This window comes from uncultured Marinobacter sp., assembly GCF_947488835.1.
Lineage (GTDB): Bacteria > Pseudomonadota > Gammaproteobacteria > Pseudomonadales > Oleiphilaceae > Marinobacter.
The window spans coordinates 1,333,029-1,348,201 of the sequence record NZ_CANLBK010000001.1 but is presented as its reverse complement, the minus strand read 5'-3'; the positions used below and the strand labels follow the sequence as shown (position 1 = coordinate 1,348,201).

The following is a 15,173-nucleotide window of genomic DNA, read 5'->3' as shown; positions in this document are numbered from 1 at the left end:
CTGGCGGATCAGTCGCCGGTTACCTCTTTCAGGCGAATGGCGCTCAGTGTTCCCGCCAGCCCCATCAACCCAAGCACCACAATCACTGCCGCGTTGGATATCAGCGACAGCAATGCGGTTAATCCGCCGGTCGCAAGCAGCAAAAAACCGATCACTGTATTGCTCACGGCCGTGTAATCCGTGCGTTTGTTGCCTCCCGCCATGTCCACCAGATAGGTTTTTCGGCCCAGTCTCACGCCTGCGTGGGCAATGCTTAGAGCGAAGAACGCCACTGGGTAGAACCAGCCGTTGCCTACGCCTGTCCCCGCGAACATGGCGGTCAGTCCTACGGATAAGCACACAGCACTGGCGATAGCTGCACCACGAATCATCACCCGTCGGCTGGAAGTATCTGCCATCCAGCCCCAAAAGCTGGCCGATACGGAGCTGGCCAGACTACTTGCCAGAAGGAACACCCCAAGCATTAAGCCGGTATCAGATTCCTTCTGAGCCAGAACGACGAAATAGGGTGATGCCAGAGCCGAGCACAGCAAGAGGGCGCGGGTAATAACGAAGTTGCGGAATGGCGCGTCATCGCGCAGTAGTGACAGGCTTTTAAACGCTTCGGTGAGAGCGTTGCCGCCACCCCCGGTTTCACCTTTATGCTCCTCCACTCCGGCGAACAGGAGCCCTGCAATCACCCAGAGAGCGGCCGCGAGCAGGAGCAACAAACTGTAAAATGCGAGTGTCGGGTCGCCCTGGTTCCTGAATAGAACAACGGTCAGTAAAACGGTTGCGGTGCCCCCGATGGTGGCCGCAAGACCGGAAAGCCTGCCCCTGCGGGTTTTCGGAATGCACTTTCCCTGAACATCTTTCATGGCCACGGAGCAGAAGCCCCGTGACAAAGAGAAAACTACTAACGCCGCCACAATGCCACCCCCGGCGGCATAACCTTCAAGAAACCAGACGCAAGCCGCCATAGCCGCAACGCTGATCGCCTGTCCGAAACTGCCAAGTGTCCAGAACCATTTACGCACAGGTTTGCGACGAACCCAGGCGGCGATCATCATCTGGGGCACCATGGAGCCAGATTCCCGAATGGGAACAAGCCAGGCCACCAGAGCCGGCGCACCAATGGCGCTCATCAGCCAGGCAAGTACGGTTTTCGGGCTGATCAGCAAGTCGCCCAGTTTGGTCAGTACGTTGGCGGCCAGGATCAGAAAGAAGTTGCGTGGCACCACGTGGCAGGCTTCCGCAGGGATGTCCTTGCACACCCGGGCGTCTTCCTCGTTGGCGATCAAGCTGTAGAGGCGGTCGACAGAACGCTCCAGAGTGCCGGCTGCCGCCTCGGTGTCTGCTTGCGAAGAGGTGTGTTTCTGTAAAGGTGTCTGTTGCTGGGACAAGGCGCCATCCTCCGGGAGTTGGATGGTCAAGGATACCAGCAGGATCGGAACCCCTGAACCCCGCAAAGCGGATCTGCTGTTTTTACACCAGGTGGTGATCCCATCGAACGGACATGCTGGCAACCCCTGTCGCGGCCTTGTTCTTGCCCATGCGAACTAACTTGCCACGGCCTGAGGATACCAAAAAGTCTCCCCCAACCAGGGCTTCAACGCCCGCACAGTCCGGGAGGGATGCTTTTCCAACAACCTCACCAGAATGGCCGTTGAAGATCAGAGCTGTCCCACCTATCGGGGAGGCAATCGCAACCAGATCGCTCTCCGGGTGAGCCACTATGCTGGCGATGTAATTACCCAGTTCCCGGTGAATAGCCTCACCAAAGTCGATCTCTTCGTAGCGTCCGTTGCGGTAACGCGCGACCAGTGGCCGCAGCTCATGAGCTGGCCCCTGATATTGATAGGCCGCATAAACAGTACCATCTGGTGCGACATCCACATGCCGGGTGCTGAGCTGGTGGTGCGATGGCTGGAATCGGGCGGGAACGTCACCGGAGAGCCTGTCCATCATCAACAGCGCCGGTTTCATAGTTGGCAGATTGAGTTTGATGCGGTCGTAATCCGGGTGGGTCAGAATGCCGCCCAAGCCAACGATCAGTGTCTGGCCATCGGGGTGCATAGTGATTTGGTGCGCGCCTATGCCGTTCAGCTCAAAGGTGTGGGCTCGTTGATAGCCGCGCTGGCTATCGTACACCGCAACAATACCTTCTCCGGGTTCATAGCGGTTGGCAGGGGCATACAGGAATCGACCGTCAGGTGAGAAGACACCATGGCCCACAAAATGCTCGCCTTCGGCAGCTTCAATACGGTGTAGCCGCTCGCCTGATTCGCTATTGAAAACGTAGAAAGCCCAGCCTGGTCGACGTTCAAAGAACACCACTTGTGCGGTATCTGGTCGGTTACAGCCGCTGTGGCAGCGAGTGTCTACCGGCGATTGCCAAAGCATTGTGCCGTCTGGCGCTATGGCGCCTACAGCGAAATGGTTGTCTGGCAAACCTAGAGCGCCGGTATATTGCTGGGGGCTGTGGCCTGTGGCTTTGCGGGGCAGCAGGGTGCAGCCGGAAAGGGTGATGGCTGCGCTACCGGCGAGGGCTGTTTTAATAAGGCTTCGGCGAGTCAGTTCATGCATAGGCCTTCCCTTAGTCTCCGTCGCTGGAATTAAAGCCGCGCACAACCCCAAGTTCAACGGCTGCCCGGTCGTTCACCAGCGAAGTCAGCTGAGTAATGTCGATATAAAGGCTTTGCAGCAATTTGTAGGCGCTATCGTCTGCCAGCAAAGGTGCCATCGGACGTTCAAGTTCCGGAAAGTTGGCCAGCACTTCGTCAAACTGCTGTGCGATCTGCTCGGCCAGATCGGGCTGCTTCCGTTCTGCGAGGAGTTCAGAGAAGGCAGGCAGGAAACTCTGTTTGAGTCCCTGAACACTGGCGCCCATGGCGGCCAGGCTTGTTTCGCTGCGCCAGGCATCGGCGCTGTATACCGAGCGCTTACCGTTACCGCGCAGCCCCATTGGCGTGGCCAGGCGCCGTTCCTCAAGTATCTCCAGCCCGGCCATGGCAGACCGGATGGTTGTATCTGTGTATTGGTCACTGCCAAGGTAGTTGGCCTGAAAGCCCTTCCAGTCATTCGCCAGGGATTGGCCGTTGTCGGCGATATGGCGGGTTACTTCGACCAGTAGTTTGCAGGTGTGATCGGCTGGCAGAGCACTATCGCTGCCATTGAATGCTTGGTCGTACAGAAGATACTCTGCCATCGGGAAGCCTTGAACGGCAACGCCGGATTCGCTGATTTTTTCAGGCGTGATCGGCGCGCCTTCTTTCAGCAAATAGGAAGCCTTGCGGGCCACCAGGTTTTTCGGATCTGGCCAGAACTGGAATTGCCAGGCGCGATTTCTATGTTCTACCGGGCCGAAATCCACGAAACGAACCTGCTGCCAGGCTAAAAAAGCCTCAAGCCAGGCCTGCTTTGATTGCTCAAACCCTTCGGGCGAGGGTGTTTGGCAATAGCTCGCTGCCTGGCTGGCCAGGGTTTGGCCTTGTGTCGCCAGGTTCTGATAACCCGTGAGAATGTCGCTGTGCCATTGCTTTCGATATTCAACAGTGGCGCCATCTGCGTTATTGGCAGTTGCCGCCATCAGCGGAGTAACGGCCACCGATGAGGCGAGTAAGAAGGTCAGTGTCAGTCGCGTCATGTGGGGCTCCATCAAAGGGAATTCAGAAAGTCGATCAGTGCCTGGCGGTCTTCGGCGTTTAACCCGCTGAAGCGCGCCACCGCCGGGGCAGCTTCTCCACCGTGCCACAGGATGGCCTCTTCCAGAGTGCGTGCCCGGCCATCATGTAAAAAGCCGGCTTGCGGATTAACGGTTTGCGCCAGACCAATCCCCCAGAGTGGCTGTGTGCGCCATTCGTTGCCGTTGGCCAAAAACTCATCACGACCATCTGCAAGGGCTGGGCCCATATCGTGCAGCAGCATGTCCGTATAGGGCCAGATAGTCTGCTTGCTCAAATCAGGGCGCTCCGGGTCTGTTCCTGTGGCATGTCGGGGGGTGTGACATCCGGCGCACCCGGTTTCGTTAAATAGCTGTGCACCCGTCTGGACTGCTGGATCTTCCATGTTGCGTCGAGCGGGTACGGCCAGGCTCTTTGAATAGAAGGTGACAAAGTTTGCGATCTTGTCGCTCACTTCCGGCTGGCCACCGTCGGGAAAACCGTCGCATTCCTGTTCTGGTGTGCAGTCGGTGGTTGGCTTAAGGCTGGAGGTTAGCCCCATATCGCCGGCAAATGCTCCCATGCTTTGTTGGTGCACATTGGGTTCAGCGGCTTTCCAGCCAAACCGACCGGGAGCTGTCTGCTTGGTTTCAAGATCCCACACCTGATTAAGCTTACCGGAAATACCATCGCCGTCCTTATCTTCAGGGTCGGCCAGAGCCTCTATACCACCAATGGGAATGGCTTCAAGAAGCCCCATGCCGATCATGGGTGGCGCGACCCGAGGGGAAATTAGAAGGTCTTCCGGCAGCGGGCCGTAATTGGGGTTTTCGATCCGGTAAACGGGCTCTCTCAGTTCTACTTCGGTGCCGTCAGCCAAGGTTTTGGTTACTGTGTTCCAGGTGAGCACCATGTCGGCTTCTGGCTTGGCACCGGGCAGAGCAGCGGTTTGCAGTTGGCTGCCGTAAACGGGGGCCGGCTTAAAACCGTGAGTAAGCAGAATGTCTGCGTCTACCTTCGGGTCGGCCGGAACAGCCAAGCGCAAAAACAGGGATACGGGTGGTTCATCTATCCCCGGAGGGTGGCCACGGCCGTCTTTGATATGGCAGCCCTGGCATGAGTTGGTGTTGAACAAAGGGCCTAAGCCGTCCCGCGCCGTGGTGCTGGCTGGTGCTTCAACCCAGGGGTTGCGGAAAAAGCTGTTACCAACGCTGAAGTCCAGGCGCTTGGTCATGGACAGGTTGCCCTGGGGCAGGGAATAAGCGTTGGTGTCGAACTGCTCAACCGTGCCATCCCCGCCTGAGAGAGCGGTATCCTGTAATGGAAAGCCTGCGTGAGCAGGCAGGCAGAAGGCCAACAGCATCAACGCAGGTTTTATGTGATTTCCAGTCGTTTCTTTTCGTGGATTATCAGAATGCATGACCAGCGTCATCTGGTGACAAAGCTTCAAGGCCTAGCTGGCGAGCTGCTTGCTCAATGGAGCCGGTTTGCTCTACCAATGCCATAATCGCGCCGTTCACAATGCTTGCGCCTTTTGCATTGCCCGGTGCAATCATCATATCAAACTGCATGGGGTTCTGGCTTGATTCGGCCTTGGCCTTCATCATTCCCAGCGCATCCATTGATGCCTCAAGTTGGGCGTTCAAGCGGGCGTCCAGCTCAGGGTTGGCTTGCGCAACCAGGTCAGACAAAGAAGGCCCGGATACCAGGCTGCCATCTACACGGCGGTAGTCGCCGGTATATACGTTCTGAATGCCCTGGCCATTGTAGTAGTGGGAATTGTGAGTGTTATCACTGAAACAGTCGTGCTCGTCTTCGTATGAGTTGGCTTCAAGAGCCACCTTCATGCGCTCGCCCGCCAGTTCGCCAAGCGACAGAGAACCCATGCCGAACAGCATTTTCTGCACGCCTTCGTTGGCGTCGGCATTCATAAGCTGGCTGCGGTAATTGTCAGAGGCATTCGGAGCCCACTGGGCAGCCATCCATTCCAGATCAGACACCAGAAGGTCAGTTACCGCGTCGAGGTATTCACCCCGGCGCTCGCAGCTGCCGTTAGTGCAGTCGGCGCCGGTAGCGTAATCAGTAACAGGCCGTTCGCCATTGCCTGCCTCAAAGCCTTGCAGGTCCTGCCCCCAGAGCAGAAATTCAATGGCGTGGTAGCCCGTAGCCACGTTTGCTTCTGAACCACCGATCTCATTCAGGTTGGCAAGCAATTCTGGCGTAAGGTTTGTCACATCGAGGGTTTCGCCTCCAACGTTGATGCTGTTGCTGCCGATGATATTGGCGGTTGCGCCTGCATTGCCCAGTTCATACTGGTAATCGTCGGCCTGCACGTAGTCGATCAGCCCTTCATCCAAAGGCCAGGCGTTCAGCTGGCCTTCCCAGTCATCCACAATCGCGTTGCCGAAGCGGAAAACTTCTGTTTGCTGGTAGGGCACGCGGGCTGCTAGCCAGGCTTCCTTGGCGGCTTTCATGTTGGCTTCTGTAGGATCGGAAATTAAACGGTCGGTAGCCTTGTTCAGCGCTTTGGCAGTAATCAATGCATCTTCATATCCGGCATGCGCTACGTCAGCGTAGTGCTCTACAACCGACGCTTTGGTGGCAGGTTGAGAGTCTGCTGCATCTGGTGAGGTGGTGTTGGCGCAGCCAGCACTCATTAAGGCGGCAACAGTGAGCGCGAGAGGGGCCGGTCGAAACAGTGTCTTCATTGAGAACTCCGGTATTTTGGAAATGAGTATGGTAATGGGAGGCATTATCGTTCGCAATTATGTTTTCTGAGTCGCGTCAGCGCAAGGGTTTTTTGTTTTGAGTCAAGTGTGATTTACAGAGGGCTTCTTGCGCTGAGCGTGTGTGCTCGGGCTTAATAGCTCCTGTTTATCGGGAGCTGATTTATGTTGAGTTATCTTCACGCCTTTCACGCCGGGAATTTTGCGGATGTCCAGAAGCATGCGGCGTTGACACTTGCTCTTACCATGATGCAGGCAAAATCTTCGGCTATTGCTTGTTTTGACACCCACGCAGGCAGCGCCATATACGACCTTGAGGGTGAGCGGGCTCGAAAAACGGCAGAAGCCGATGCGGGTGTGCAAAAATTCTGGGCTAGCCGTAACGGTTTCGTTGCTGAAGATTGGCAGCCGGTTATAAACGTCTTGTCGCGCTTGAACGCGGGTGACGGCCGCTTGACGGTTTATCCTGGATCCCCCGCCTGGTTTCGCCAGTTCCTGCGCCCGGGCGATTCGCTGACAGCCTTCGAGCTGCATCCCAGCGAAAGTGGTCAGCTTGCCGGTTGGGCCGCAGAGCAGGGGGTGCGAGTTATGCACGAAGACGGTCTGAAGGGGCTATTGAGGCGGCTACCTCCTGCGCAGCCCAGATTGATGGTGTTGATTGACCCCTCCTACGAGATCAAATCCGAGTACGCGGATGTTGCCGAGACCTTGCATAAAGCATGGCAGAAGTGCCGCCATGGTGTTTATCTTGTGTGGTATCCCGTGCTTACCAGTGGTTTGCAAGCTACTTTGAAACAAGCGGTGAAAGACAGCCCGCTGCGCAAAGTGTGGTGCAGTGAAGTGCACCTGCAAGCACCCCCGGACCGAGGCATGACAGGTTCCGGGATGCTGGTTGTTAATCCGCCATGGGGGTTTGAAGAGCGTTTTTCTGCCATGATTGACGATATTGCAGGCGAATCTGCGCTGGGCTTTTCCCACGAACACGGCTGGCTGGTGCCTGAGTAAACAAGGTGACCACTGGCCCTGCAGGAGCTGTTTTTTGACGGACAAAACAAACGACAATATTGCCGATTCCTGCCTCCCCGGCGGGCTAATACCGGCTGAGCAGTGGGCGCAGCCGCAAACCTCTGTGCAGCGTTCACTTAAAGATGCTGTCCGGCATGTTCTCACGCAACTGCAGGCTGGGGTTTCTCAAGCTGAAGATCCGTTTGAAAGCATGGACGATCTGCCAGAGCTGTCTGGCGTTCAGCAGAGCAGGCTCGCACCAGAGCCGGACTACTCGCGGCAGGCTGAAGCGATTGCCTGTGCCCTGAAACAGGCCCGCTCCGAGGGGGCGCTAAGCCGGGAAGTGGTTTGTCTGGTGGCGCCACCTTTTTCCGGGCTTCAGCAGGCGCTTGGCCGATTTCCAGAGATTGGAAAACCAGGGGTTGCTGACAGCGATGCTGAAGGGTGGAACATTATTGAACCGCCGCATACGCTCTCATTTAGTGATCATGATGCAGGTAAATGGTGGGATGGTCGGGATTTGTCTCGCCCGTGGGTGATTCCGGAGCTTGCCGATTTCTGGTTGCGAAGCCTGTCTGGCCTAGCGTTGGTTCGGGAGCTTTTTCGCAGGGTCGCAAATGGTGATACAGGGCCAGGCATAGTCGGGTGCTCGAGTTGGTGCTGGCGATACTGGGGACACTATCTTGAGAACGCCCAGATGTCGCCATGGACACCCGCAGCCATGGATGCTGAGCGTCTTGGTGTTTGGTTTTCGCATCTGGCATCGGGCAGTGGGAAGTCACCGGTGGTTGCACGGATGACTGGTGATGGCCTGTATGTACTGCCCCCTGCTGAGGGGGCCGAAGTGGAAAAAACCAAAGGCAGAAAAAAACGCAAATACAGCACGTTTTTGCGTGACCTGGCGGCCACCTCCCGCGGTAATCCTGGTGTGGCCCTCGCCATTTGGCAGAGATCCCTGCGTGCCCGTCCGGATGATGACACCAAGTTGGAGGAAGCCGACGATAAATCAAACACGCGGAGCAAGGCTGCTGATTGCTGGGTTGTGCCGCTTGGGCGACTAAGCCTGCCGAGCATGCCCCAGAGTAAGGAAAGTGTCACCGGTTTTGTGCTGCATGGTTTGTTGTTGCACAACGGCCTTGATATGGACTCACTGGAAGCCGTTACGGGTGTCTCTACCTATGAGTTGAGCCTGGTGCTTTCACGGTTGAAGCGTGCTGAGTTGGTCACTTGCGATCAACCCGGTGGGCGTTGGCAGGTAACCCCTATCGGATACCCGACTGTCAGGCGCCACTTGCAGAGCTGGGGCTTTCCGCTTGATCAGTTCTAGGAGGTTTTATGATTGAAGACCTTGGCATCAAGGCTGCCTTTGCCTCAATAACCGGGCAGGCGTTGTTGAAAGCGCTGCTGGTTATTGTCATCGCCTCCCTGATTACGGTGGCGGTTCAAAAAGTTCTTCCCCGGATTGCGGAAAAGCTGGGCGGTAAGCCGCGGTTGTACCTGCTGGCTTCGGTGCCGTTGCTTCGGCTGTTAATTATTCTCGCCACGATTGTGATTGTGGCTCCGATTTTGGTGGAGCCTTCATTTGAAAATATGGTGGCTATTTTCGGGGCTCTCGCTCTGGCGTTGGGCTTTGCGTTCAAGGATTACGCCAATAGCCTGATCGCCGGTATTGTAACGCTGTATGAAATGCCTTACCGGCCTGGCGACTGGATTGAGGTTGATGGCCAATACGGTGTAGTACGCGCCATAGGAACACGGGCTGCAGAAATTGTTACGCCGGATGATACGGTTGTCATCATCCCCCACAACAAGCTGTGGAACTCTTTGATAGCCAATGGAAACGACGGCACGGATAACCTGATGTGCGTGGCTGATTTTCATCTCGAAGCCAATCACGATGTCAGCCGGGTACGTGAATTGCTCCGAGACGTAGCCTTTACCAGCCCACGAACCAAAACCTGGCAGCCGGTGTTGGTGATAGTGTTCAACAAGCCCTGGGGCATGCACTATCGGCTGAAGGCCTATCCATTTGATCCCAAAGAACAGTTCCAATTTATTTCCGAGCTTACGGCGCGGGGTTCGGCGGAGCTTGCTCGCCAGGGAGTCAAGTTTGTTTCCGTTCCGGTTTCAGTGAGCTGAACAAAAAATAACGCAGCCCCGCCTGCGCCATAATGCAAAAAGCCCCGCTAGGCGGGGCTAAACTGACGAACAGTTTGTCCGGAATCGACCGACGCTTACATTAGCGCGTCAACACGGTTGCGTACCTTTGGTTCGCTGCTGTAGGCGGTTGCGATAGCGTTATAGGTTGGGATGTCCATGCCTGCATCCTCGATAACCGATACCATTTCATCGTTGGCTTCCGTCTGCAGTTTCTGAGCTTCCTGCTGGGAATCCGCGGATTCAATTTTCTCGATATACTCTTCACGCACTTCCGAAATACCTTCCTGCGCTTCAATGAAACTTTTCAGCTCGGCGTCGTTGTAATGGGTGTTCTGGGTACCCGCTGCGGCAGGGTTTGAGTAGCCCTCAGAGTCTCCAGTGGCTACCGGGTTTTGCTCTGCCATGGCAGGCGCTGCCGCCAGTAGGGCGAGGGATGCGGTAATGGATACGAGTAGTTTGTTCATGTTCATAATCGACTTCTCCTGTCAGATTTTCGTTCACTAGAGACATAACAAACGCCGTGCCAGCTTTCAGGTTTTTCTGTTTTTGTATATAAAACAGTAGTTTATTGGTTTTTTCTTGTTAATCTCATGTAATGAGTGTTGTGGCGAAATGCCACATGTGGCAAAGATGTGTGGCAATTATGCTAATGGAGTTTGAATGAAACCGTCTCTCAGAAGCGCCGGCCAAGTATTTGGGTCGATACAAATCACCCTGGTGTTGAGTATTGTTGTCCCCTTGCTGGCCATCAGTGGCCTCGCTATATATCTCGGGTTCGGGGCCGTAGAAAAGGCTCTGAATGAGCGCTTACAGGAAGATCTGGAACTGGTGGCTCGCGCTGCCAGCGGCCCGCTTTCCCGCGCCATGCAGGAAAAAGATGAGTTGGTTATAGGCGACTCTTTGAAATCGATCTTCCGGATTGGTCGCGTGTCCGGGGCATCGGTTTTCGACAAAGATGGAGCCCGAATTGCCAGTCTGGGCTTGGCGGACACGGACGTAGGAAACAGCGCCAGTGCCGAGCAGGTTATTAATAGTGGCGAGCTTGGAGGAGCCTTTCGGCGTGTGGATGGGCAATCCGTATTCTCGCACTTTACGCCTCTGGTGGCCGACGATGGCCGAATACAGGGGTTGCTGCAAATCACCCGCAAACGTAGCGATTTTCATGAGTTGCTGACCTCGAGCCGCCTTTGGGCTGCCTCTATCTGGTCGGCCCTTGCGATTACAATCATTCTGGTGGTGGTGCTTGGACACTATGGGACTGTCGGTCGCCATGTCAGTCGGCTATTGGGTGCCATGGAAAAGCTTGCACCTGGTAACTGGCAGCTTCATGCGGAGCCCTCTGGCCCCCGTGAGTTGCGGCAGATATACGGTGGTGTGCGGGACATGGGACAGCGCATGGCGAGAGCAGAAGAGGAAATACAACAGCGGATGATCATCGAGCGTCAACTTGCTGAACGCCTGGAATATCAGGAAAAAATTGCCATGATCGGGCGTGTGGCTGGCGGGGTGGCCCACGAACTGGGCGCGCCCTTGAACGTGATTCAGGGGCGAGCCAACATTTTGGCCCGCCATGAACTGACAGATGAGCAACGGCGGCAGTTGGACGACATCAGCTATCAGGTGGGGCGCATGACCACCATCATTCAGCAGCTTTTGGACTGTTTCCGCCATGTGCCAGATTCAAGGCGGCCGATCAGTCTTGATACTGTCCTCAAGGATGTACTGGCACGTGCCGGTGAAGACGAGAAATGCCGCGGGAAACGCCTGCTAAGCCAGGGCTTTGATGTGGATGCTAGGGTCAGGGCGGAACCTGTGAGATTGGAATTAGCCTGCCTTAATGTGGTGCGCAACGCCTGTCAGGCCGCTCGCGCCGAGGTCGCTGTGTCGTTGCATCGCGGTGATAACGAGTGGGAAGTGCGGGTCGAGGATGATGGTCCGGGCATCGCAACGGAGAAACGAGATGCGGTGTTTGAACCGTTTTATAGTACCCGGCCCGCCGGGGAAGGCACAGGGCTTGGGCTGGCGATGGTTAGCAGTGTACTTAAAGAACACAGTGGTCGAATTGAAATAGGAAGCAGCCGATCGGGAGGGTGCAGAATGAGCCTGTATTGGCCGATGGAGACGATGGTATGAGCCAGTACAAAGCAAGGATCTTGCTTCTGGAGGATGATGCCAGCTTGGGCCTGCTATTGAGCGAGGAGCTTGCGCTGGATGGCTACAGCGTGAGCCGTGCCGGAACCGTAGGCGAGGCCTGTGGGATGCTTAGCGCAGAAACGCCCGACTTGGTTGTGTCAGATCTGCGCCTGCCAGATGGCGATGGGTTGGAGCTGCTCAAGGCCGCTCAGGCCGAGGGGCTCAGCCTGCCTTTTATCATCATTACCGCTTTCGGAACTGTTGATCAGGCCGTTGAGGCATTACAGGCGGGAGCGGATGACTTTCTCACAAAGCCTTTGTCTACTGATCATCTGCGCCTGAAAATAAGACGATTGCTCACTCAGGCCGATCTCACAAAACAGCTGCAGCAGTTTCTCGCGAACAGTAACACCGATGAATCCCTGGGCCTGATTGGCGATCATGAAAGCATGGTTCGGCTCCGGTCCGAAATTCGCCAGATTGCCCGCAGTGAAGCCGCAGTATTGATATGCGGGGAGAGCGGAACCGGTAAGGAATTGGTGGCAAGAGCCATTCACCGCGTCAGCGAGCGCAGCTCCAAGCCGTTTGTGGCGGTGAATTGTGCGGGTATACCGGCAGAACTCATGGAAAGTGAGTTTTTTGGCCACGAGGCGGGTGCCTTTACCGGGGCACGCCAGGCTCGCAAAGGCCTGTTTGCAGAAGCACACGGTGGCACCTTGTTGTTGGATGAAATTGGCGAGATGCCTCTGGGCTTGCAGGCAAAGCTGTTGCGGGTTTTACAGGAAGGTATGGTGAAGCCCGTGGGCTCGGACCAGGAAGAGCCCGTGGATGTGCGAATACTGGCCGCCACCCATGTAGATCTCCAGAGAGCTGTGAGTGAAGGCAGCTTCCGGGAGGATCTCTACTACCGGCTGGAGACCCTGAGCCTTCGCATTCCGGCGCTGCGTGAGCGGGGTGATGACGTTGATCTGCTTGCCATGCACTTTCTACGGGAAGCTGCGCGTCGACATCAGCGCGGATTTTTGAAACTGAGCGAGGTAAGCTCCCGCACTCTTATGGATTACCCGTTCCCGGGCAATGTTCGCGAACTGGCCAGCGCGATCGAGAGGGCGGTGACCTTTTGTGAGGGTGACACCATTCAACCCGACCATCTGCCAGAACGAATCCGCAAGCGTCAGGGCGCTGCGGATTCGTCACAGGCTTCACTCAGTGCCGATAGTATTTCGAAATGGCCAACGCTGGACACCCTCCAGCGTGACTATGTGAGTGAGGTGATGAAAGCAGTGGGTGGTAACAAGCGCCGAGCCGCGCAGATTTTGGGCATCAACCGGCGCACCTTGTACAGATGGCTGGCGGCGGATGAACCGGGCCCTGAAGCAGGCGATGACACCGACGTGGTGAGCGGTAGTGCAAAAGTGACTAAAGGAAGCGTGCAATGAAAGATCAGAAAACAGCCATGATGTACGGGCTGGGCACGGTGTTGCTCTGGTCTACCGTTGCCACGGCTTTCAAACTGGCCCTGGCAGACTTGGCGCCTGTGCAAATGCTGTTGGTCGCTTGCTCGGCGTCTGTGGTGGTTATGGCGATTATCCTGATGCTGCAAAAGCGTTGGCATCTGGTGTTTTCGCTAAAGAGAAAACAATACATTCAATCGTTTGGCATGGGCTTGATCAACCCCTGTTTATACTACTTCTTTCTTTTTGGCGCGTTCGACCGGCTGCCTGCGCAAGAGGCCCAGCCGTTAAATTACACTTGGGCACTGGTTTTGGCGTACCTGTCGGTGCCATTTCTGGGCCATCGCCTGCGCAGGCTGGATATACTGGCGGGTCTGGTGTGCTACGCGGGCGTTGTGGTGATTGCCACTCGGGGTGCCGTGACCACCCTGAGTTTCTCAGACCCAATCGGGGTTGCGCTGGCCATAGGCAGCACTCTTGTGTGGGCCTCATATTGGATTATTGCTACCCGTGACACCCGGGATCCTGTGGTTGGTCTGTTCCTGAACTTCTTGTTCGGGCTTCCAGTGATAGCTGTGATTTGTTGGTGGACTGAAGGCCTGTCTCTGCCGGTTACCGGTTCCTTGGTTGCCGCTCTTTACGTGGGCATATTCGAGATGGGTATCGCCTTTGTCCTCTGGTCTTACGCCATGAAAAAGGCAGAGAACACCTCCAGAGTGAGTAACCTGATCTTTATTTCGCCGTTTCTGTCACTGGTATTCATCTATTTTATTCTGGGCGAACAGATTCTACCGTCCACCTATATTGGCCTGGTGTTGATTATGGCGGGGCTTTGGCTGCAGCAGAAAAAAGTGAAAGATCGAGAGCAGGAGCTGGCTGGTGGCCAGTGACTGGTTTGTCTACATGGTTCGCACCGCCCGTGGTGCGCTTTATACGGGCATAACCACAGACGTAGCTCGCCGCTTTGCCGAACATCAGGCCGGCGCACCCAAAGGCGCGCGGAGCTTGAGGGGTAAGGGCCCGTTGGAGTTGGTGCTCAGTTTGCCAGCAGGTGATCGTAGTCGGGCATCAAAGCTGGAGTGGCACATCAAACAATGGCCACGGCAGCGTAAAGAGGCGTTTGTTCAGGGCAAGGTCAGTCTGCCAGATGCTCTTTGATATGCGTGCCAGCGGCCTGCACTGCAGCGGTGGCTCGGCTTAATTGGCCGCTGTGCACCTGGAATACGTGCCAGAGGCTGTTGAACACCTCAAGTTGGGTATCTACTCCCGCACGTCTCGCCACATCTGCCAAGCGCTCAGCATCGTTAAGTAGAATTTCCTGGCTGCCGACCTGTATCAGCAGAGGAGGTAAGCCCTCAAGGTTTCCGAAAACCGGAGAGATAAGAGGGTTAGTCAAGGGCTCCCGTCCTGCGTATAGCTTTGCTGCTTTTTCTGTCCAGCGGGCCTGGAGGACAGGTTCGCATTCAGGGGAATACAGGTTTGTTTGGGTCAGATCTGTCCAGGGTGAAAAAACCGTAATCGAAGAGGGGAGTGGTTGATTGCTGTCACGCAGGCGCATGGCCAGAGCAATGGCAAGACCGCCGCCCGCTGAATCGCCTGCTATGGCAATCTGCCCGGGCGTAAAGCCTTCATCGATCAGCGCTAGCCAAGCCGCCTCTGCATCGTCCAGCGCTGCCGGGAAAGGATGCTCGGGAGCAAGGCGGTACTCTGGTGTAATCACCAGGCAGCCAGTGGCTTTGGCCAGATGGCCGGTAAGACCCTTGTGAGTGGTTGCAGAGCCGATGATATAACCACCACCGTGGAGGTATAGCACTGCACCACGCGTGACTTTCCCGAAAGAGCTTCTGATGGTTGAAAGGCCTGCCAGAGTGTCTGTCTGAAAGCGGCAGTCTCGGGGCGGAACAGAGCTCCGGTAAGCCTGGCTTATTAAGGTGCGCTGAACTGAAACCGGAACGGCCGGGTGAAGGGCTGGCCTGACCAAACGAGTCATCGTTTGGCGTAGCGCGGTCTCAATTAGGTGTTGCAACATCTGTGTTATACCCCCGCTATGGGTT

General features: G+C 56.0%; 14 protein-coding genes. 7 read left to right on the top strand and 7 right to left on the bottom strand.

The features are described from left to right. Nucleotides 1-8 precede the first annotated feature (8 nt). From Q0824_RS06175 to Q0824_RS06155, 5 genes are all read right to left on the bottom strand, one after another. Nucleotides 9-1,310, bottom strand: a complete 1,302-nt coding sequence (locus Q0824_RS06175) for an MFS transporter (RefSeq protein ID WP_298449547.1) — start codon at nt 1,308-1,310, stop codon at nt 9-11. Nucleotides 1,311-1,464: 154 nt separating this feature from the next. Further along, the gene (locus tag Q0824_RS06170) at nt 1,465-2,565 is read right to left on the bottom strand and encodes a DUF1513 domain-containing protein (RefSeq protein ID WP_298448538.1); all 1,101 of its coding nucleotides are present in this window, start codon (nt 2,563-2,565) and stop codon (nt 1,465-1,467) included. 10 nt (nt 2,566-2,575) lie between these two features. Further along, entirely contained in the window at nt 2,576-3,625 is a 1,050-nt protein-coding gene (locus tag Q0824_RS06165; protein ID WP_298448537.1) for an imelysin family protein, read from the bottom strand. Nucleotides 3,626-3,636: 11 nt separating this feature from the next. Beyond that, entirely contained in the window at nt 3,637-5,061 is a 1,425-nt protein-coding gene (locus Q0824_RS06160; protein WP_298448536.1) for a di-heme oxidoredictase family protein, read from the bottom strand. Beyond that, nucleotides 5,051-6,349, bottom strand: coding sequence for an imelysin family protein (locus tag Q0824_RS06155; RefSeq protein WP_298448535.1), 1,299 nt, complete (start codon nt 6,347-6,349; stop codon nt 5,051-5,053). The genes Q0824_RS06160 and Q0824_RS06155 overlap by 11 nt, the downstream gene beginning before the upstream one ends. A 183-nt stretch (nt 6,350-6,532) precedes the next feature. Here Q0824_RS06155 and rlmJ point away from each other — a divergent pair, with 183 nt between their 5' ends. The 3 genes from rlmJ to Q0824_RS06140 are packed head-to-tail and all read left to right on the top strand — an operon-like array spanning nt 6,533 to nt 9,511. Beyond that, on the top strand, nt 6,533-7,372 hold the full coding sequence (gene rlmJ, locus Q0824_RS06150) for a 23S rRNA (adenine(2030)-N(6))-methyltransferase RlmJ (RefSeq protein ID WP_298448534.1): 840 nt from the start codon (nt 6,533-6,535) through the stop codon (nt 7,370-7,372). Nucleotides 7,373-7,406: 34 nt separating this feature from the next. Continuing rightward, nucleotides 7,407-8,699, top strand: coding sequence for a hypothetical protein (locus Q0824_RS06145; protein WP_298448533.1), 1,293 nt, complete (start codon nt 7,407-7,409; stop codon nt 8,697-8,699). Nucleotides 8,700-8,707: 8 nt separating this feature from the next. Continuing rightward, nucleotides 8,708-9,511, top strand: a complete 804-nt coding sequence (locus Q0824_RS06140) for a mechanosensitive ion channel domain-containing protein (protein WP_298448531.1) — start codon at nt 8,708-8,710, stop codon at nt 9,509-9,511. Between the two features lie 95 nt (nt 9,512-9,606). Here Q0824_RS06140 and Q0824_RS06135 read toward each other — a convergent pair whose 3' ends face one another. Further along, complete coding sequence (locus Q0824_RS06135) at nt 9,607-10,002, bottom strand: DUF4168 domain-containing protein (protein ID WP_298448529.1); 396 nt, start codon at nt 10,000-10,002, stop codon at nt 9,607-9,609. A 190-nt stretch (nt 10,003-10,192) separates the two neighbouring features. On the opposite strand from Q0824_RS06135, the gene Q0824_RS06130 reads away from it, so the two are divergent. Genes Q0824_RS06130 through Q0824_RS06115 form a run of 4 tightly spaced genes read left to right on the top strand, consistent with a single transcriptional unit; the run spans nt 10,193 to nt 14,277 of the window. Beyond that, nucleotides 10,193-11,665, top strand: a complete 1,473-nt coding sequence (locus Q0824_RS06130) for an ATP-binding protein (protein WP_298448527.1) — start codon at nt 10,193-10,195, stop codon at nt 11,663-11,665. Further along, the gene (locus Q0824_RS06125) at nt 11,662-13,104 is read left to right on the top strand and encodes a sigma-54 dependent transcriptional regulator (RefSeq protein ID WP_298448525.1); all 1,443 of its coding nucleotides are present in this window, start codon (nt 11,662-11,664) and stop codon (nt 13,102-13,104) included. Before Q0824_RS06130 ends, Q0824_RS06125 begins: the two co-directional genes overlap by 4 nt. Further along, nucleotides 13,101-14,009: a DMT family transporter gene (locus Q0824_RS06120; protein WP_298448522.1), complete on the top strand. Its 909-nt coding sequence runs from the start codon at nt 13,101-13,103 to the stop codon at nt 14,007-14,009. The genes Q0824_RS06125 and Q0824_RS06120 overlap by 4 nt, the downstream gene beginning before the upstream one ends. Beyond that, nucleotides 13,999-14,277, top strand: coding sequence for a GIY-YIG nuclease family protein (locus Q0824_RS06115; protein ID WP_298448519.1), 279 nt, complete (start codon nt 13,999-14,001; stop codon nt 14,275-14,277). The genes Q0824_RS06120 and Q0824_RS06115 overlap by 11 nt, the downstream gene beginning before the upstream one ends. On the opposite strand, the gene Q0824_RS06110 is transcribed toward Q0824_RS06115, so the two are convergent. Beyond that, nucleotides 14,255-15,148: an alpha/beta hydrolase gene (locus Q0824_RS06110; protein ID WP_298448516.1), complete on the bottom strand. Its 894-nt coding sequence runs from the start codon at nt 15,146-15,148 to the stop codon at nt 14,255-14,257. The two genes, Q0824_RS06115 and Q0824_RS06110, sit on opposite strands and share 23 nt — an antisense overlap. Nucleotides 15,149-15,173: the final 25 nt, after the last annotated feature.

What these genes read in the sequence shown, in the direction of transcription:
- Q0824_RS06170 (WP_298448538.1), bottom strand. Translation starts at nt 2,565, where the DNA reads ATGCATGAACTGACTCGCCGAAGCCTTATTAAAACAGCCCTCGCCGGT.
- Q0824_RS06165 (WP_298448537.1), bottom strand. Translation starts at nt 3,625, where the DNA reads ATGACGCGACTGACACTGACCTTCTTACTCGCCTCATCGGTGGCCGTT.
- Q0824_RS06160 (WP_298448536.1), bottom strand. Translation starts at nt 5,061, where the DNA reads ATGCATTCTGATAATCCACGAAAAGAAACGACTGGAAATCACATAAAA.
- Q0824_RS06155 (WP_298448535.1), bottom strand. Translation starts at nt 6,349, where the DNA reads ATGAAGACACTGTTTCGACCGGCCCCTCTCGCGCTCACTGTTGCCGCC.
- rlmJ (WP_298448534.1), top strand. Translation starts at nt 6,533, where the DNA reads ATGTTGAGTTATCTTCACGCCTTTCACGCCGGGAATTTTGCGGATGTC.
- Q0824_RS06140 (WP_298448531.1), top strand. Translation starts at nt 8,708, where the DNA reads ATGATTGAAGACCTTGGCATCAAGGCTGCCTTTGCCTCAATAACCGGG.
- Q0824_RS06135 (WP_298448529.1), bottom strand. Translation starts at nt 10,002, where the DNA reads ATGAACATGAACAAACTACTCGTATCCATTACCGCATCCCTCGCCCTA.
- Q0824_RS06130 (WP_298448527.1), top strand. Translation starts at nt 10,193, where the DNA reads ATGAAACCGTCTCTCAGAAGCGCCGGCCAAGTATTTGGGTCGATACAA.
- Q0824_RS06125 (WP_298448525.1), top strand. Translation starts at nt 11,662, where the DNA reads ATGAGCCAGTACAAAGCAAGGATCTTGCTTCTGGAGGATGATGCCAGC.
- Q0824_RS06120 (WP_298448522.1), top strand. Translation starts at nt 13,101, where the DNA reads ATGAAAGATCAGAAAACAGCCATGATGTACGGGCTGGGCACGGTGTTG.
- Q0824_RS06110 (WP_298448516.1), bottom strand. Translation starts at nt 15,148, where the DNA reads ATGTTGCAACACCTAATTGAGACCGCGCTACGCCAAACGATGACTCGT.